Here is an 18,491-nt window from a genome sequence, read left to right as displayed (position 1 = left end):
GCCCGCGCGGTACCGACCACAACTGGCAATCGAGACCAAAATACGTCATCATGCCAGCCAGTTCGGCTATAAAAAATGGCCAAATGATACGAAATGTCGCCAAATGAGGTAAAAATGTCATTAACCAAATATAAGTTGGCTCTGTTGCCCCTCGCGCTCGCCACCACACTTGCCGCCTGCTCCCGGGATGAGGCCCCCGCCGACCAGCCGGGGCCCAGCGCCGCCGAAGCCACCGAGACTGTTAGCCAGGCCGTGGCCGATAGCGCGGTCACCGCCGCCTTCCGCACCTTCCTGGAGGAAAACTATGCCGTGGACATGGCGCGGTATCCCTATACCGCCAGTTCTCGCGGCATCAAGCTGAACCACGATCAGTGGGACCCGGTTGCCGAGGAGTTCCAGGACGAGACCCGCAAAATCAACGAGGCCCGCCTGCAGCAACTGGCGGAGTTTGACCGCGCGGTGCTGGCACCGGCAGACCAGCTATCCTACGACCTGTACCAGCTCGACCTGGAGCGGCGCATCGCCAGCGATGAGTTCCGCCACCACCAGTTTGTGATCCACCAGTTCCGCGGCCCCCACACCCAGGCTGCCAGCAACCTGGTCAATATCCACCGGGTAAGCGATCTCGCCGATGCCGAGGCCTATATCGGCCGCCTCAATAACATTGGCTCCTGGTTCGACCAGGTGATTGAGCAAATGGAGATCCGCGCCGAGAAAGATCTGCTGCTGGCGGACTGGCAGTACCCGCAGATGCTGGAGTCGGCGCGCAATGTCATCAGTGGTGTGCCCTTCGTTGCCGAGGGAGAGGACTCCACCCTGTGGAAGGACTTCGGGGACAAGGTCGCGGCTCTGGATATAGACGCCGACACCCGTGACCGGCTGCTGGCAGAGGCCCGCGAGGCGCTGCTCGAGGTCGTGGAGCCCGCCTACGAGCGCCTGATTGCGGCCATTGAGGAACAGGCAGAACAGGCGGCCGGGGCCGATGGCGTCTGGAAATTTGCAGATGGCGATGCCTTCTACGCCGAGCGCCTGCGCTGGTTTACCACCACGGACCTGACGGCGGATGAGATCCACAACATCGGCCTGCGGGAGGTGGAGCGTATCCATGGTGCCATGCGCGCAATCATGGAAGCGGTGGAGTTCGAGGGCGACCTGGCCGGATTCTTCGAATTCATGCGCACGGATCCCCAGTTCTACTACCCCAACACCGATGAGGGCCGTGCCGCTTACCTCGCCGATGCCACCGCGGCCATTGACGCCATGCGTCTGCGCCTGCCGGAGCAGTTTGGGCTGTTGCCGGAGGCGGATATGATCGTGAAGCGCGTGGAATCCTTCCGCGAGCGCTCGGCCGGCAAGGCGTTCTACAACGCACCACCTGCGGACGGCTCCCGCCCCGGCATCTACTATGCCAACCTGTATGACATGAGCAGCATGCCCACCTACCAGCTGGAGGCCCTGGCCTACCACGAGGGGCTTCCCGGCCACCACATGCAGCGGGCGATCTCCATCGAGCTGGAAGGTCTGCCGGAGTTCCAGCGCTACGCCAGTTTTACCGCCTTCACCGAAGGTTGGGGGCTGTACACCGAGGAGCTGGCCAAGGATATGGACATGTACTCCGACGAGTGGTCTGACTTCGGTCGCCTGGCCATGGAGCTGTGGCGCGCCTGCCGCCTGGTGGTGGATACCGGCCTGCACAGCAAGCGCTGGACCCGGGAGCAGGCGATCGACTATCTGGTCGAGAACACGCCCAACTCACGCAACGACGCCACCAAGGCCATCGAGCGCTATATCGCCATGCCCGGGCAGGCAACCGCCTACCTGATTGGCAAGCTGAAGATCATGGAGCTGCGGGAGCGCGCCCGGACTGAACTGGGTGCGCAGTTTGATATCCGCGCCTTCCACGATGAAGTGCTGAAGCACGGCCCGGTGCCGCTGTCGATTCTGGAAGACAATATCGACCGGATGATCGCCAACACCCTGGCGGCNAACTGGGTGCGCAGTTTGATATCCGCGCCTTCCACGATGAAGTGCTGAAGCACGGCCCGGTGCCGCTGTCGATTCTGGAAGACAATATCGACCGGATGATCGCCAACACCCTGGCGGCCAAGGCCAAGGCCTAGGGCTGCCACCAAGCCGGGGTCTAGTACCCTGCCTCCTGGAGGCAGGGTACTAGACCCCGGCGTTCTCCAGCATCCAGGTAATGATCACCTTGATCAGGAAGCCGAAGATGCCCATTGCCAGGCCAACGTAGAGGATGATGGTGCCGAATTTGCCGGCATTGCTGCGTTTGGCGAGATCCCAGACGATAAAAATCATGAACGCGATCAGGGCGCCCACGCCCAGGGTCACGCCGTAATCACTCAGCCACTGGTCCACTGTTGCTTCCCGCCCGTTATCTCGCTGCCAATATCACGATGCCTTTCACCCGGCCTGGCCGACGCTGGCATGCAGGTGGATGGTGCTGTTCAGGGAATTGCTGACCAGACAGCTGGCCTCGGATTTTTCCAGTAGCTGTTTCGCTTTGTCCGCATCTGTACCCGCTGGCACGGTCAGGTGGGCGGTAACGGTCAGTTCGGTAAACCGGGTCACCCGGTCGATGCGTTCCAGCTTGCCTTCCGTGCCACATTCAAGAGCGGTCCAGTCCAGCTTGGAGGCGCGGGCGATGGCGCGAAAAGTGAGGATAAAGCAGTCGGTCACCGCCCCTACCAGCAGTGCCTCGGGTGACCAGTGGCCGCCGGGGCCGCCGAACTCCTTCGGTGGTGCTGTTTCCAGCGCCGGCACGTCATTGCCCTCCAGGGTAACGGTTCCTTCAGGCACCGCCTTCGCGGACACATGGTAGTGGTGGGGTAGTTCCTGCATGGCTGCTCTCCATTGCGATAAAAGGTCCCGTTGCCGGCTGTTGGACCGCCGTATCGGTGAGAGTCTCCATGCTAGTTCCCTTGCCCCGGCAATAACAATTGATTTGCCTCAATTCGCGCCCAATGCGTTGCCGGCAGGTGCGGCCGCCGGCCAGGCTGGCAGTTCCCACAGCTGCGGCTGGTGGGGCAACTCGTCTTCCGGCGCCAGGTCCACATCCAGCCCCTGGCGCCCGCCGCGCTGCTTGAGGATGTGAGCCTTGCGGTATTCGCGCATCTGCAGGCGCAGCCCCGCAGGTGCACTTTCGGTGGCTGCCTGTTGCGGCCGGAACAGGACGCACAGAGTATCGCTGGCGGCGGCGGCCAGTTGCAGCTTGCGCAGTTCACTGTAGCGGTATTGCCCCGCGCCCAGCCAGCTGAATACGACGCTGCAGGTGGTACTGCGCAGGGACTGCTCAATACTCCACAGCAGGTCTTCCCGGCTGCGGGGGTGAACCAGCAGAACCTGTTGCGTGTCGATGCCGCGGGCCGCGAGCAGGGGGGCGTAGGGCGTCCAGGGTGGGGCGATGAAGGCCTGCCAGCGGCCCTGGGCACTGAGCCGCTCCATGGCCGGCAGGAACAGGCCCATGGCGCCCATGCCGCAGCTGTCGCTGAGCACCTCGATGGCGGTGGCCTCGGGCCAGCCGCCCTGAACCAGGGCCGCGTCCAGGGCCCGGTAGCCGGTGCCCAGGCCGCCGCGGTGGGAATCGTTGTTGGCGGACAGCGGCAACCCGCTGAAACAGCGGCTGCGGCCGCGCCAGGTGTCGTGGCGGAGAATAACCTGTTCCAGTGCTTCGTTCATATTCGCGTGCCTCCAGAAAGAGTCTGTCTTTTGCTGTATGGATATACAGTAGTTGGCTCTTTCCCGGAATGCAAGCGGATACCCGCCAGCCTGGCGCAAGGCCGGAACTGACCTGCCTGTTCAGGCGACAGGTGAGCTCGTTACGGCAGGGGCTGAAACTCCAGATCCACCCACACCAGCCGGTGGTCCGAGGACTGGCGCGGGTCCCGCACCAGGCGGCCGAGGGGGTCGTCACTGGCGGGCCAGAATACGCCGGCGCCGGTGACCCGCCAGGCCGGCGAGGCCGCGGGCAACACGTAATCGACCCGCAGCCCGAAGCTCGCCGTATGCCCGGCCGCGTGGGGATTCTCCGGCCGCTGCGCGGCGCCGCCGGCACTGGTCGGTACTGTGGATGCCTGGACCCGCGGGTGTTGCAGCAGGCTGCTGATGGCGGGCGGGATCGCGTCGCCCTCCACCGGCGAGGCATTCAGATCCCCGGCAATGACAAACAGCTCGCCTTCGAACCCGCCGCGGCCATCCCGGTCATCGCGGATCCAGGCCCCGGCAGCGCCCGCTGTGAGGTAGTCGTTCCAGAAACGGATTTCATCGTGATTGCGCTTGCCGTTGCGGTCTTCCGGGCCGTCGAAGACCGGCGGCGTCGGATGGCTGGCGAGAATGTGCACGCTATGGGCTCCCACCCGCACCGGCACGTCCCAGTGTGATTTCGATGACAGCGGCAGCACGGCCCGCGCGGCCGGGTCATACCAGGGCTCACCGTCGGGCGCGCGCACCTCCTGCAACAGGTTGTGGGGCATGTCCCGCCAGAGCAGACGGCGGAAGCTGCGCACGGCGGCGGCGTCGATCGGGTAACGGCTCAGCAACAGCATCCCGTAATGGCCGGGATAGAGCCCGTAGCCGAGGGCGTCCTGACCCCGGCCCGAGGCGATGCCGTCGCGGTCCAGGTCGAGGCCGGAGTCGATCCCCGTGTTGACCGGCGCAGTATAAAACCAGGGGTAGTCAATGGGTTCGGCACCGCTCTGGGAGCGCTGCAGGTAGTTGGCCCGGAATGCGCTGACGCCGCGGCCCGGGTCCGGCGTGTAGTCAAACTCGTTCAGCAGCAGGATGTCCGGGCGTACCCGCTGGATGATCTCGGCAACGTTGCGAATCCGGGCATTGTCGCCTGTGGCCAGCTGGGCAAACAGCTCGCTGCCGGTCACGGGCTCGTTGCGGGCAACGTGTTGGTCCCCGGTCAGGCTGGCGTTGAAGGTGGCGACCCGCAGCGTGCTGGTGGCGGTGGCGCCCATTTCCGATGTCATCATGGCAGCGGCGACTACAAGTCTGGTTATGAGAACGCGCGGGCCCATGGGCAGTCTCCCCGGGATGGCGTGTCCCGGCTCTGTTCAAGGTTAGCGCCAGGGGCGCGGAAAAACACGTAAAAAAAAGCCGGCGCCAGGCGCCGGCAAAGAGGGTATTACTGGTCAGAAGTCGTAGCTGACCCCGATCCGCAATTGCCACAGGGAGGCATCGGCGACGCGGCTTTGCTGTGCCGGCGTGAAGAACTGCTCGAAAACATACTGGTTCTGCTCGTTGATGGAGGCGCCGACCAGTCGCTGCTTGCGCGGGAAGCTGGCCTCTTCCAGGACGCCCCAGTCATCGTTCAGGAGGTTGCCCAGGTTCTCCACTACCAGGAACGCCTTGCCGCGGTGTTCGGGGAGGAAACCGGGCACTTCCTGCTCGACTTTCAGGTCGAACTTGGTCCACCAGCTGCTGTTGATGCTGTTGCGACCCATGATCTGACCGCGCTTCAGACCCTCGCTCGCGACCAGATCGTCAAAGGCCGCCTTGTCGAAGGTATCGGCGTAAACCACCAGCGGATCATTGGCCCCGGGGATGTAAGCCAGGTTCTGGTCGATAAAGCCCACCGAGCTGCCGAGGGCGCCGCCCAGGTCGCCGGCGAAAACGTAGCTATAGGGGCGACCTTCATTGGCGCTGCCAAACAGGGTAACCCGGGTGGTGTAGCCAGCGATGAAGTCGCGGGCGTAGCTCATGCGCAGCGTGATCCGGTGCGGAATCTCGTAGTTGGAGGTCTCGGCGCCGGGGTTCTCAGGGTCTGCCACCGCGATGTTGGTGTAGTTTGAGAACGCCACCGAGCTGGTCATGGGGCTGACATCCTTGGCCTGGGTGTAGGCATAGGCGAGGGTCCAGTCCAGCCCAAAATCGTGGGACTTGCTCAGCGCCAGGGACAGGCTGGTGGACTCGCCCGAGTCACCGCGGGCATTGGTCAGCATGAAGTCCTGGGAGCGCCCGTTGACGCTGGTGTAGATCAGGCGTCCATCGGGGGCGGTGGCACCGGTGGGGGTACGCGTCAGGTCGCGGATGATTGCCGCATCCTTTTTCTCGGAATAGAGCAGATCGCCCAGCAACAGGTAATCCCGGGGCAGGGAGTAGCTGAAGCCCAGTGCGTACTTCCACTCCGAGGGAATGTCGAAGTCCGGGTCCTGTACGTTGATACCGCCGAGGCTACCCTCGCCCCGCGCTACCGCGTCAAACAGTTCCTGCGGCACATCGTAGAGGGGGCGCCCCTCACCGTTGAAGGGGATGTCAAACACCGAGGTACCCGAGCGGTCCTGCACTTCTTTCAGGATGATGCCGTTGTTCTGGTAGTTGTTGCCGATCCAGACATTGGGATTGCCACCCGAGAACAGGCCAAAGCCGCCGCGAACTTCCAGTTCATCGTTGACGCCCCAGTTGAACCCAAAGCGCGGCTGCAGCAGGTCCTTGCCGTCCAGGTTCTGGCGGTTGGAGAAGCCGTATAGCTCCTCGATCAGCGGGTTCTCCACCGGCTTGTCGCTGCTGGTGTACCAGTCGTAGCGGAGGCCGAGGGTGAAGCTGGTGTTCCAGGGCGTGTGGTAGTACTCGTCCTGCAGGTAGGCGCTGTTGATGCGGTAGGAGAATTCCGCCGCGCCGTCGTTGGGATTATTGGTAAAGGCGGCGTTCTCGTAAATGATTCGCCCCGGCGTGCCCGCGCGAAAATCATCGATCGAATCGAAGCGGTATTCGCCCCCGGATTCCTGCACGAACAGGTTGAACACATCCAGCTCTTCCATCTCAAAGCCGCCGGTGATGACGTGATCGCCGTAAACGTAGGTTCCCGCCAGCTTGAAGTTGTCGGTGCTGTACTCCAGCTTGTTGGAGTGGCGCGAATCGTCGGCACCCAGGTAGACAGTAGCAAAGGAGCCGTTGTTCTCGGTGGTAATCTGGACTTCACCGAACTCGGTGCCACCCAGGGGTGCGACGGTGGCCTCGAAGTCAGAGGTGCCGATACGCAGCTCGGTGGAGAAGTTTTCCGTCCAGTCGGAGAACACTGACACCACATAGGATTCCAGCTCGCCGATCTGGTCGTAGTAGTGGTCCGAGTACTCGAACTCGTCGGAGTCGCCGTCTGACTGGCGGACAACATTGCCTTCGTTGTAGTTGTAGATGAACGAGGCGCGGTGGTCGTTATTGATCTGCCAGTCGAGCCGTGCGATGAACTTTTCATCTTCTACCGGCAGGCTGCTGACCAGTCCACCTGGTTCGTAGTTGTAGCGATTGCGGGCAATGTCGAGGATTTCATCATACTGGGCCTGGGAGAAGCCCAGTACCGGTACCGCGGCATTGGAATCTGCAGGGCCGCGATCGAACAGGGAAACGCCCTCAAGCTTTTCGTAGGCGGTAAAGAAGAACAGGGTGTCGGCGATGATCGGGCCGCCGACGTTGAAGCCGTAGCGCTGCTCGTCGAATTCGCCCACGGTAATCTTGTCGCCCTCGAGTTCGTCACCGCGCAGGGAGTCATCGGTGTAGTCGAAGAACACGCCGCCGTGGAACTCATTGTCGCCGGACTTGGTCACCGCGTTGATATTGCAGGCAGTGAAACCACCGTATTGCACGTCAAAGGGCGCCAGCTCTACCGAGACCTGGGAGATCGCGTCGTAGGAAAACGGAATGCGCACGGTGGGATAACCGTTGCTGTTGAGGCCAAAGTTGTCGTTGGTGCGGATGCCGTCCAGGGTCAGGCTGTTGAAGCGCGAGTTGGCGCCGGCACACTGGATGGAATCGGCGAAGGCCTCATCGATATAGACCCGCGGGTCGATGCGGATCAGGTCCTTGATATCGCGGTTAACAGCCGGCGCTGACTGCAAGTCGTTCAAATCGAAGCTGGCGGTGGGGCCGAGGGTGGTAGCGACATCGGTGAGTGCAGACGCAGTCACTACGACGCTTTCCATTTCCCGCTGGCCCTCCAGCTCTACCGTCAGGTTAGCGGTCTCGCCCAGGTTGAGGTAGATATCCTCGACTGTGCGGGTCCCGCGCGCATCGCGCACCGTGATGGTATAGGGGCCGCCAACCGGCAGGCCGCGCAGGGAGAAACCGCCGGTCTCGGTGGCGGTCAGCTCGCGGGCGGCACCGGTGCGCGTGTCGAGTACAGTGACGCTGGCGCCCGGTACCAGCTCGCCAGCGGCGGTGGTGACATTGCCGCGAATAGCGGAGGTGGTTTGCTGCGCCAGTGCCGGCGCGCCCAGACCGACGGTCATGGCGACTGCCAGTGCCAGCTGCTTGCGTCTTGAACATATGCTCATCTGCTCTTCCCCTGAAATTGCAAACCCGGGGGCATCCTAGTGACGGGGAGTTACAGTAGAGTTACCGGGGGGTGACGGTAGTGTTGCAGTCGGGCGGTTGCGGGTAGGTGCAGCCCGCGGCATTGCGATAGCTGCTCGTGGAATAGCTGTCTGCCGGGGGCTTTGCCAGCTTTTGCCCCTGTGCGGTCAGGTCGCGCAGGTAGTCGATAAAGGCCTGGGCGTACTCGGTGTAGGTCGCCGTGTATTCTCCCCTGTCGTATTTCTGTCCAAGCAGGGTGTAGCCATCCTTGCCCGCGGCGATGAAATCGTTGCTGACCACCGTGTAGCGTTGGTTCAGCTCCAGCGGCTGCCAGCTGCCGGCGAGCCGCGGGTTGATCTCCACGGCGGACAGGCGCCTGCCCGGCTCACGTGCAGCGTCTACGTTGTAGCGCAGGCCGGCGGTGTAGGGGTAGGCCCCGGCATTGGCGGGGCTGGCGAGGGCGTGTGCCAGCGCTTCCTCCAGCACGGTCAGAATTTCGCTCCCGGTCAGTTCCTGGGTGACCAGGGTGTTATTGAAGGGCAGCAGGGCGAAGACATCCGCCACGCTGATGCTGCCCCCAGCGATATCGCGCCGCACCCCGCCGGCGTTCTGCAGCGCAATGGCAGCCGTCGGGGTGGCTGCCAGCATGCTGAAACTCACCAGCTGGGTGATGTCACCGCCATGCTGCCAGGTGGTGGCGGCAGGACAGAGCTGGGAGCGGCCGGCCCCGGGCAGGTAGTCCCGGCACAGATCTTCCTCTGCGTGGGCGACCACCGTCCCGGCCAGGTTGCCGAGCTGGGCCCGGTACCCCGCCAGCGCGGCATCGGCCCCGGCATCGGCTGCAACCGGCAATAGGACGCCATGCTGGCGCAGCAGGTCTGTCACCCGCGCAGCATCCTCTGCAGGGAGGTTTGCGATATTGCCGTCTGCGGCTCTGTATTCGTAGCGCTCGGCGAATGGCAGCACCGGCGCGCCGCTGCAACGGCTCACCACGCCGTCGCTGTCAAAGCTGACGCTGAGGGCACCGAGCAGGCGGGCGTACTCCCAGGCCTGGACCACGCAGACCGGCTGGCCCAGGGCGTTGGTGGTGCGGCTGGGGTAGGGTGCCACGGGCCGCAGGCCGAACGCAGTCAGGCCGGCCCCGCCCAGCAGCGAGTGGGAATCGCCGCCGACGATGACATCGACACCGCTCAGCTGGCGGGCCAGCGCCAGATCCCGGGCGAGGCCTACGTGTGTCAGCAGAATGATCTTGTTGATACCGGCACCGGTGAGTTCATCAATGTGCTGCTGTGCGGTTGCCAGCTCATCGAGGAAACGGGTGCCTTGATCCGGGCGCGAGGAGCTCCGGGTCTTGTCGCCAATAGTGATGCCGATGACGGCAATCTGCTCAGCACCGCGTTCCAGGATGGTATAGGGCAGCAGGTAGCCCGTCGCCAGCGCCGAGCCCGGCCCCGGTGCGACATTGGCCGCCAGCACCGGAGTCTTGCAGCGTCCGTTCCAGAGCGCATCGATAAAGGTCGCGAAGCCGCTGTCCCCGCCGTCGAACTCATGGTTGCCTGCGACCAGGGCATCGAAACAGATGCTGTTCATCAGCGCGGCATCGGCCTCGCCCCCGAGCAGGCTGTAGTATGCGGTGCCCGTGATGGCGTCCCCGGCGTGCAGGGTGATCGCATTGGGTGCGGTTGCAGCCAGTTGTTGCAAAGCGCCCGCCAGCAGTGGGAAACCACCGTAGGCCACCGTGACAGCCTCCAGTTGCTCGCCCGATGCAGCGCGGGTCTGCAGGTTCAGTTCCCTGACATCCAACTCCAGGCTGTGCGGTTCCAGGTGTGAATGGTGGTCGTTGACATGCAGCAGGGTGAGTTCAAAGTGGTCGCTTTGATCTTGCGCGCCGGTGGTACAGCCCTGCAGCAAGCAGGCGGCTGCCAGGAGCAACAGGGTGGTGGTTTTCGCTGGCATGCTGCCTCCGGATGATGCCAGCGGCCGAGTATCCACCGCAATCATGACAGGCCGGTTACGGGCTGCCAGGGTCAGCGCTGTACAGCGCGCTCATGGTTCGGTCTGCCAGCCCCATTCCCGCCTGGTACATGGTCAGGTAGGTGTGGGTGGCCCCGGCCTCGGTGATGCGCGCCACATGGTCCTCGTGCAGGGCGTGGGAGACGATGGGGCCGGTGAAGCCCTTGGCGCGCAGGCTGCGTGCGGCAACCACTTTGGCCTCGATGTCATCCATGGCCAGCACCGCCGCTTCGAATGTGGTTACATCCACACCGCGCCAGAAGTTGCTGTCCTCGGCGTCGGCAAATACCACATTGCGACCCGCCTCCTGGTGGGCTTTGGCCTTGTAGGTGTCACCATCAAGGCCCGCCGGCATTCTGCCCAGTTCACGCAGGTGATCGTAGGCGGCGGTACCGGTGCGACCCATGCCGAAAATCAGGACGTCGGCCATGCCCAGATTGGTGGGCTGTTCATCCGGGTGGATGGTGCTGCGCTCAAAACGCTGCAGACGATCCTCCAGGCGCGCGAACAGGGGGTGGGCCAGGCGGTTCAGGGGCGCCGCGATGAGGAAGGAGATCGAGACTGCCAGGGCCAACGGCACCAGCCAGTCCTGCAGCACCACAGCGGCCACTATCAGGCCGAACTCGCTGTAGGCGGAGAGGCTGACGGCGGCGAGGAAGGAGGTGCGCGCGCGGAGCCGGAAGGCAATCAGCAGCAGGAAGAACAGGAGGCCTTTGAATGGCAGGATGAGGCCTACGCCGAGAGCGAACAGCAGTGCCTCCAGGTCCGGCAGGCCGGACATGCCGATCTCAAGAAAGAAGCCCACCAGGAAAATCTCCCGCAGGGGCCACAGGGATTCCGACAGTTCCTGGGCCCGGCGGTGGTTCGACAGCAGCACCCCCATAAGCAGGGCGCCAATCTCCGAGCTCAGGCCCATGGCCTGGAAGCCCATCCCGCCGATGACCAGCGCCAACATCATGCCCATCAGGACCAGAAGTTCATCGTGACCGGCAAAGTCCAGTAACCAGTGCATCAGCGGCCGCAACAGCGGCAGGCCGAACACTGCCAGGGCCCAGATGTTGGGTGTCTGGCCGCTCCAGATGGCCAGCACCACCAGGGCAATGACGTCCTGTACGATTAGTATCCCTATGGCGGTACGGCCATGGAATACCGCCAGTTCACGTTTCGATTCCAGCAGCTTCGCCGCCAGCACGGTGGAGGAAAAGGAGAGCGCAATTGCCAGTAGCAGCGCCGTGTTCCAGTCCAGTCCCACAAGGTAGTACAAACCGGGTGCGAACACCGCGACGCTGATGGCAAAGTGCAGCAGCGCCCCTCCCAGCACCTGCGGCTGGGCAATTTGCTTCAGCTTGAGTTTAAGTCCTACCGTGAACAGGAGGATCAACACACCCAGGTGGGCGACATAGTGCAGGATATTGCTGGTGTCGGAAGGCAGCCCAAGGCCCGGGCCAAACAGGTTGATAGCGAAGCCGGCGGCCAGGAATCCCACCAGCGGCGGCAGGCCGACCTGGCGCACCGCCAGGCCGAAGAAAAAAGCGAATGTGATACAGATGACTTCGAACACTACTGGCGCCTTGTCAGCCGCTGCCTTCCGGGCGGCGTCAGGGGGATGTTAGCGTACTTTCAGGAGACCGTGCTCCTCCAGTTCCATCATCAGCAATTGCTGCACGATGAACTCCTTGCTGCTGTCCGGGTGCATCAGGTGGATGCGCTCCAGCCAGGGGCGCGCGGCCTCCTTGTCGCCCCGGTGCAGCAGGGCGCGCACAATTTCCTTGAGGAAGTGCGCGGGTTCCTCGCTCAAAGCCTTGATCCGCCGCAGGCTCGCGCTGAGCGTCAGTTCTTCCGCGGTCAGCTGGGTGCCGAAGGGGTAGGACGGCAGCAGGCCGTCGGCGATATGGCTGCTCAGCGCGCTGGCGATGCGGTAGGGAGTGTTGTCCCGGGCCGCCGCCGGTATCTCGTAGTCCTCGGGCAGCTTGCCGTGTTCAATGGCCCAGTCTGTGAGTTCCTGCTGAAAACGGCTGTCGGCGATGGCGATCAGGCGCCGGATGATCTCGGCATCACTCTGCCCGCGCAGGTCCGCGATGCCATATTCAGTGACGATGATATCCCGCAGGTGGCGAGGGATGGTGGTGTGGCCATAGTGCGGCACGATATTCGATTGCACATGCTTGCCCTTGCCGCGGGTGGCGCGAATGCACAGGATCGAGCGCGCGCCCGGCAGGTCGTGGGCCATGGCCACAAAGTTGTACTGCCCGCCCACGCCACTGATCACCGTGCCGTCTTCCAGCGCGTCGGAGGTGACCGCGCCACTGAGGCTCACCATCATGCCCGTGTTGATGAAGCGGGCGTGGCGCCGCTGGGCGCAGTACAGTGGGTAGTTGAGCAGCAGCTGGTTGGTGCGCTGGACGCTGGTCATGCAGATCTTTTCGTGACCGGCCTCGTCCAGATCGCGCAGTTTCTGATAAAAATCACGGGGCCCGAGGAAGAAACCACCGTGCAGCACCCGGCCATGGCGCAGCTCGGTACCCGCTGTTGCCCGCAGCAGCGCGGAGCGGGTGTCGGGATCCTCCATGTCGTTGCACAGCCTTTCACCGTGCAGCTTCAAGCCGTCGCCCGCAATCACCAGAGCCTCGGGCACCAGGCCCCAATGGCATAGCTCGGCCAGCGCGGCCTCATCCAGCAGGCGCGGCATCAGCCCGCAGGCGCGGGCGTAGTCCAGCATCGCCGCGTCGATCGCCGTGGAGATGACGCCGTCGTTGAGACCCCGCTGCAGCGCCAGCTGGTCGAACACCCTGCGCTTTACCACGCCCGCCTCCATCAGGTGCAGCATGCCGTTGACGAACATTTCGGTGGAGACGTAGAGGCCCTCGCTGAATACGGTGGGTTCGGCGGCGCAGCCGCTGTCGATCCGGGTCAGGTTTTGCAGCAGTTCGCGCCAGGCATCATGGTGGCGGTGACGCAATATGCAGGCGTGGGCGACGGCATCACCGAGTGCGCCGATGCCGATCTGCAGGGTACCCCCATCCACCACCAGGCTGCTGACATTGAGCGCGGTGGCATAGTCCGCCGCGGGTATCGCAGCGTTGGGTACGGCAAACAGGGTGCGGTGGTAGTCGGCGTTCTCCACGACGCCGTCGAACAGGGATGCGGGGACCTCTGCGTCGTGGCGCATGAAGGGCAGGTCCCGGTGCACCTGGGCAAAGCAGAGAAAACCATCCTGGTCACCACCGCGGCGCAGCCGGATAACATCCAGCGCCACGTCCGGATTGCAGGAAAGGCTGAGCGACAAGCCGACATCGGTGTCCCGCGCCGCCACCAGCTGCACCAGCACGTTCACGCCCGCTGCCGCCATGTCGCGGGCGATGTGGGTGTAGTTGCTGGAGATGTAGTTTTGCTGGGCGGAGGGCAGTCCCTTCATTGAGCCCGCCTTGAAATACAGTTCGCTGACCTGGATGTTTGCCGGCATGTTGCCGGCCCGCAGGGCCTCCATGTAAGCCAGGGGCTCGTAGTCCCCGAACAGGCGCTCGACGATGGGGCCGGCCAGCTCCGCCTCGATGTGACTGGCGGGCTTGGGCACTTCGAGCGACAGCGCGGTGTAGATGTGCAGGTCGATTTCAGGGTCGAGGGCGGCGCGGCGGAAGAAAGCGTTCATGAGCTGCACCGGCTTGCCCAGCCCCAGTGGTGCGCCCAGGCGGATCTGTTTGCCGAGGGTAGCGATTGTGTGGTCCACACAGGCTTCCGCCGTTTCAAACATCCGGGTCATGGTCTGGCCTCTCCTGATCCTTTATTATAGTCATGTAATCACAGCGCGGTCCTGGCTGTCTTGATCTGACGCAATATCGGGCTCAGCTCTGGTCACCGTCGAGGGTGCCGTCGCCATCGCGGTCAAGTGCCATCTGCTGCCCCATGCCCGGCGGCACACAGGTGAAGGTGAGCTCCTGTCCGGGCTGGGTAGCAACGGCCAGCAGTTGTTGCAGCCCGATGCTGTCTTCGGCGCTGCGGTCGGTGCGGAAGCGGCCGTTCGCCAGCAGCAATGCGCCCCGTTGCTCGCCGTCCAGCACACCGTGCACCACGAGGTCGCACTCGGGGCGGGCGTTGCCTGCCCGCGCCAGCAGCAGATCCAGCCGCGCCCGGGCGGCAGCGTCCGGCTGGTCGCCAGTGGTCAACTGTTGGCCCACTATCGGCGCGAGGTTGCCGTCGAAGGCGAACATGAAGTCCACCACCTGCTCGCGCTGGGCATCACTGGCGAAGCCGAACACGCTGCTGGCGAGGAAGTTGCTCACGGTGTCGATACCGCCGTCGTGTAACAGACCAAAGCCGCGCACCTGGTCGCCGGTGAACCCGGCCTGTTGCCCCGGGCGCGGAACACTGGCCCCGAACATGCCGACCTTGTGGTACAGGTTGCGCAGGTGCGCCACCTTGAAATCCTCGGTAATGCCCGGCCCCTCGTTGGTCATCAACCCGGCAGTTCCGAACTGCCGCGCCTCCACATCCAGCACATGGCAGTGGTTGCAGGTCAGGGCGCCGCCGGTGGTGAGCTCTTCCAGGAAGACCCGGCGCCCCTCGGCCTGGTCCGGGGTGAGGCTGTTGTCGAGATTGCGGATGGCGTTGGGTGGCGGCGTGATCGCCAGGGCGAAGTCGGTGAAATCCTGCAGCAGGTTCGCGGGCAGAATTTCCTCCCGGCCCAGCAGTTCGACGAAGGCCGGGTTGAATTCCTTGAAGGCCGCCGCTTCCAGACTCTCCAGTTCACCGCGCACCACGGCCCGGTTCTGGCCGCTGCGATCTCCGCGCCAGTGCATGGGGCCGCTGTCCGCCATGCCGCGGAAGGTCTGGGTGGTCATGGGGCCCTTGAGGGGATGGAACACGCCCTGGGTGGGCCCGCGCAGGGGTACGAATTCGTTGCGATTCTCGAGCATCTCGCCATCCGGGTTGCCGAGGTCCCAGGCCAGGCCGTCGACGTCGCCGAATATGTGGCAGCTGGCGCAGGATGCGGTGCCGTTGGCGGAGGTCAGCTCCGCGTCGTACAGCAGGCGCCGGCCGCGTCGGATGCTCGCGGACTCCGGGTGAAACAGGTCGTGGCTGGCGAGGACATCGCCACTGCCGGCAGCAATGGCGCTAACGGTGTTGGTGTAGCGGGACAGGGTGTACAGCGTGTCGCCGTCGACACTCAGCGCCAGCCCGCCGGGGCCGCCGCCGGGCACCGGAATGTGGTGGGTGGCGGCGGGGTCATAGCGCCCTGCCTCCAGGTCGGCGGTCGGAATCGCGGCAATGCGGTTGGAACCGAAAGCCGCGACGTAGAGTGTCCTGCCGTCCGGGCTGACCGCCATCTCCTGGGGCTGGGCCAGGCTCAGACGCTTGTCGCTCGCCGGCAGAGATGCGCCTTCTGGCAGTGAGAAATCGACGTGGGGATTGAGGTGGTTGCTGGTCACCGCGCCGTTTTGGACTACGCTGATGCGGTGCTCGGCGATATGGCCGCGTACCGTGCTGGCCGAGGTTCCTGGGCCCTCGAAGCGGACCCGGTTGCGAGCCTCGGTGTTGCTGACATAGGTCGCCCCGGTGGCCGGGTTGTTGATCACATTGAACAGCACCGTGCCCAGCCCGCGCTGACTGTCCAGCAGGCGCGGTGTTTCGGCCATTGCATCCAGGGTGAAGAGATCGAGATCCGGCAGCTCGAAGAGCACCTTGTGCGACCAGTCGCGGCCGGATTCATCGACCCAGCGCTCGCCATCAAAACCTACGATCAGGCCGGTATCAGGTTGCCGAACGCCCTCGTGGTTTTCTGTTGGCCCCGGCTTGGCGCCGGCGACCTCCGCTTCGTTGAGCAGGGTAGTGGTCTGGTTGCCCGACAGGAAGGCGGCCGCATACACGCGGCTGCCGTCCGCGCTGCGGGCCAGGCCGCGGGCACTGTCGGCGAACAGGTTGACGATCGCCAGGGGCTCACCGCCGGAGCCGGCACCGGGCGCGGCGGCGTCGAAGACCCATACATCCGCCCGGCCCAGCCCCGGGGTTTTCAGATCGGCGGTGCTGAATCCGGGGTGATTCTGACCGCGGTAGGCGGCGGTGACGAATGCGCGCCGGTTGCCGGGCCCGGCGAAGACAATGTCCCGGGGCTCGTCGCCAACCCACAGGGTGCGGGCCACGCGGGGTGCGGCGCCATCCAGGCGGACGATACTGATGCTGTCCGAAAGATGGTTGACCACCCACACCTCATTCGCGCTGGCGGCGGCCAGCGCCACCGGTTCCAGGCCCACGGGCACGCTCCCCGCGGGAGACAATTGCCCGTCGCTGATGTCGAACAGTTCCAACCGGTGAGCGGGCGTGTTGAGCACAAACAGCCGGGAGCCGTCCGGCGCCAGCGCGATGGGGCGCACCTGGCCGCTTTCAAACAGGGTGCGCCCGATGGCTTCAGGCGGATCGGGGTCGGGGTCCGGAGCCGGTTCGGGTTCGGGGTCTGGCTCGGGTTCCGGGTCCGGGCCTGGCGCCGGGGTGACCGGCGTGTCGGGCTGCAGCACCGGGCCGCTGCCTCCGCCACCGCCACCACAGGCTGCCAGCAGAATGGTAGCGCACAGTGCAACAATCGTTCTTATCGTTCGTGATGCCACGAATTCCACCTCCGGAGTGGGTCGACTCTTCTCTCGGTCGGTTACCCTTGCTACGTAGCCAGTTCCAGCAGCAGCCGGTCGAGCTGATCCCAGGGATCGCCCTCGGCAAAGCCCTTGAGGCTACCGTCCACAGTCAGCGCCTGCCGCAGCAGCGCGCCCAGCGAGTTGCTGTCATGGCGCTGCAGGCAGGCCTGCACCGCCGCCGAGCGGCTCTGCCAGACGCGGTGGCTATTCAGTACCCGGTTGACTGGCTGGCCGGCTTCACAGTCCAGTTGCATGGCGTAGAGGCTGCGCACTTCGCGGGCCACAGCCCACAGCAGGGGAACCAGGTCGTTGCCTTCGCCGCGCAGGCCGTGAATCATGCGTAGGGCGGCGGTGGCATCACCGGCCAGTGCGGTATCGACCATCGCAAAGAGATTGTAGCGGGCGTTGTCGAGTACGGCGGCGGTAACGGTGGCCATGGTGACCTGTTGATTGCTGGCCAGCAGCTTCAGTTTCTCCACCTCCTGCACCGCGGCGTAGAGGTTGCCTTCCAGGCGTTCCGCCAGCAGCTCCAGAGCATCGGCGTCAATGTCGAGCCCGGCAGCCTGCAGGCGCTGGCGCAGCCAGCGGGGCATCTCCCGGGCACCGACAGGCCAGACCTGGAGGGTGGCTCCGGCCTTGTCCAGGGTCTTGTACCACTTGCTGTTCTGGGACTGTTTGTCGATCTTGCCGCTTACCACCAGCAGGATATCGTCGCCGCTGGCGCGGTCGATGTATTCACACAGGGCCTTGCTGCCCTCGGCACCGGGCTTTCCATCGGGCAGGCGCAGCTCAATCAGCTTGCGGTCACCGAACAGGGACATCTCCGCGGCGCTGTGCAGCAGCATCTGCCAGTTAAAATCGCGGGCGGCGGTATCAACAATTTCGCGGTCGGTACAGCCGGCCCCGCGGGCGGCGCCCCGGACCAGGTCCGCGCATTCCTGCACCAGCAGAGGTTCGTCGCCACTGACGAGATAGACCGGGAGGCACTGCTTCTGCAGGTGCTGACGCAGCTGCTCGGGCTTGAGTTGCATTACCGGGCGGCGGCGTGGAAACCGATCCGGCGCAGGATTTGCCGCGACAGCTCACCACGCATCTCTCTTTGCAGGATGCGGATTTCCTCTGCCTTGCCGACGACGTTGCGCGGGTCGTTTTCCATCTGCTTGACGATGACGGCGTCGGCGGGCTCCATGGCCAGGCTGCCGTCGACGGCCCTGACTGCGAAGCTGGCCTGCATGGTGAGCTCGAATTCGGCGGCCCGCGCCTCGCTGTTGAGCGAGAGGTTACGCTGACTGAAGCGCTCAGGCCCAAGCTCGAGGATGTAGGCGGCTTCACTGCGCTCGACCCATTCAATACCATTCGCGGAGAATCGCGACTGCAGGTCGCGGCTGAATTCGCTGTTCGGGTTTGCGGTTGCCAGATGGAGCTGCCGCCAGTCCTCCGGCAGTCCGGTAGAGCTGGCCGCGCCGCGCAGCTGGAAGCCGCAGGCGCCGAGCAGCACGGGCAGGGCCAGTGTCAGCAGCAGGGTGGTGAGGGCGCGCGACATGA

At 64.3% G+C, this 18,491-nt stretch carries 13 protein-coding genes; 2 read left to right on the top strand and 11 right to left on the bottom strand.

Annotated features, from left to right (window positions below):
• Nucleotides 1-114 precede the first annotated feature (114 nt).
• Together Q6D67_RS02535 and Q6D67_RS21705 are read left to right on the top strand one after the other, a co-directional pair.
• Entirely contained in the window at nucleotides 115-2,034 is a 1,920-nt protein-coding gene (locus Q6D67_RS02535) for a DUF885 family protein (RefSeq protein WP_304703964.1), read from the top strand.
• On the top strand, nucleotides 2,028-2,120 hold the full coding sequence (locus tag Q6D67_RS21705) for a hypothetical protein (protein ID WP_370551912.1): 93 nt from the start codon (nucleotides 2,028-2,030) through the stop codon (nucleotides 2,118-2,120). The genes Q6D67_RS02535 and Q6D67_RS21705 overlap by 7 nt, the downstream gene beginning before the upstream one ends.
• A gap of 49 nt (nucleotides 2,121-2,169) precedes the next feature.
• Here Q6D67_RS21705 and Q6D67_RS02530 read toward each other — a convergent pair whose 3' ends face one another.
• The 11 genes from Q6D67_RS02530 to lptE all read right to left on the bottom strand — a co-directional run bounded on the left by Q6D67_RS02530 (nucleotide 2,170) and on the right by lptE (nucleotide 18,489).
• Nucleotides 2,170-2,376, bottom strand: a complete 207-nt coding sequence (locus tag Q6D67_RS02530; protein ID WP_304703963.1) for a DUF2788 domain-containing protein — start codon at nucleotides 2,374-2,376, stop codon at nucleotides 2,170-2,172.
• A 45-nt stretch (nucleotides 2,377-2,421) separates the two neighbouring features.
• Complete coding sequence (locus Q6D67_RS02525) at nucleotides 2,422-2,859, bottom strand: OsmC family protein (RefSeq protein WP_304703962.1); 438 nt, start codon at nucleotides 2,857-2,859, stop codon at nucleotides 2,422-2,424.
• Between the two features lie 108 nt (nucleotides 2,860-2,967).
• Nucleotides 2,968-3,696 (bottom strand): translesion DNA synthesis-associated protein ImuA, encoded by a 729-nt coding sequence (gene imuA / locus Q6D67_RS02520; protein WP_304703961.1) that lies wholly within the window; start codon nucleotides 3,694-3,696, stop codon nucleotides 2,968-2,970.
• Between the two features lie 140 nt (nucleotides 3,697-3,836).
• Nucleotides 3,837-4,994 (bottom strand): endonuclease/exonuclease/phosphatase family protein, encoded by a 1,158-nt coding sequence (locus Q6D67_RS02515; RefSeq protein WP_304703960.1) that lies wholly within the window; start codon nucleotides 4,992-4,994, stop codon nucleotides 3,837-3,839.
• A gap of 159 nt (nucleotides 4,995-5,153) precedes the next feature.
• Nucleotides 5,154-8,291: a TonB-dependent receptor gene (locus tag Q6D67_RS02510; protein WP_304703958.1), complete on the bottom strand. Its 3,138-nt coding sequence runs from the start codon at nucleotides 8,289-8,291 to the stop codon at nucleotides 5,154-5,156.
• A 61-nt stretch (nucleotides 8,292-8,352) separates the two neighbouring features.
• Nucleotides 8,353-10,266 carry a 5'-nucleotidase C-terminal domain-containing protein gene (locus tag Q6D67_RS02505; protein ID WP_304703956.1) on the bottom strand — a complete coding sequence of 638 codons (1,914 nt, stop codon included), beginning with the start codon at nucleotides 10,264-10,266 and terminating at the stop codon, nucleotides 8,353-8,355.
• 55 nt (nucleotides 10,267-10,321) lie between these two features.
• On the bottom strand, nucleotides 10,322-11,884 hold the full coding sequence (locus Q6D67_RS02500; RefSeq protein ID WP_304703955.1) for a cation:proton antiporter: 1,563 nt from the start codon (nucleotides 11,882-11,884) through the stop codon (nucleotides 10,322-10,324).
• A gap of 48 nt (nucleotides 11,885-11,932) precedes the next feature.
• Nucleotides 11,933-14,083 (bottom strand): acetyl-CoA hydrolase/transferase C-terminal domain-containing protein, encoded by a 2,151-nt coding sequence (locus Q6D67_RS02495; RefSeq protein WP_304703953.1) that lies wholly within the window; start codon nucleotides 14,081-14,083, stop codon nucleotides 11,933-11,935.
• An 82-nt stretch (nucleotides 14,084-14,165) separates the two neighbouring features.
• The gene (locus Q6D67_RS02490) at nucleotides 14,166-16,922 is read right to left on the bottom strand and encodes a hypothetical protein (protein ID WP_304703952.1); all 2,757 of its coding nucleotides are present in this window, start codon (nucleotides 16,920-16,922) and stop codon (nucleotides 14,166-14,168) included.
• Nucleotides 16,923-16,972: 50 nt separating this feature from the next.
• Nucleotides 16,973-17,977 (bottom strand): DNA polymerase III subunit delta, encoded by a 1,005-nt coding sequence (holA, locus tag Q6D67_RS02485; RefSeq protein ID WP_304703951.1) that lies wholly within the window; start codon nucleotides 17,975-17,977, stop codon nucleotides 16,973-16,975.
• A complete protein-coding gene (lptE, locus tag Q6D67_RS02480; protein WP_304703950.1) occupies nucleotides 17,977-18,489 on the bottom strand; it encodes an LPS assembly lipoprotein LptE in 513 nt (170 codons plus the stop codon). Before lptE ends, holA begins: the two co-directional genes overlap by 1 nt.
• Nucleotides 18,490-18,491: the final 2 nt, after the last annotated feature.

Origin of the sequence: Haliea sp. E1-2-M8, assembly GCF_030649675.1 — a bacterium.
Lineage (GTDB): Bacteria > Pseudomonadota > Gammaproteobacteria > Pseudomonadales > Halieaceae > Haliea.
The sequence above is the reverse complement of the archived record's forward strand: the minus strand, read 5'-3'. Positions and strand labels throughout refer to the sequence as shown.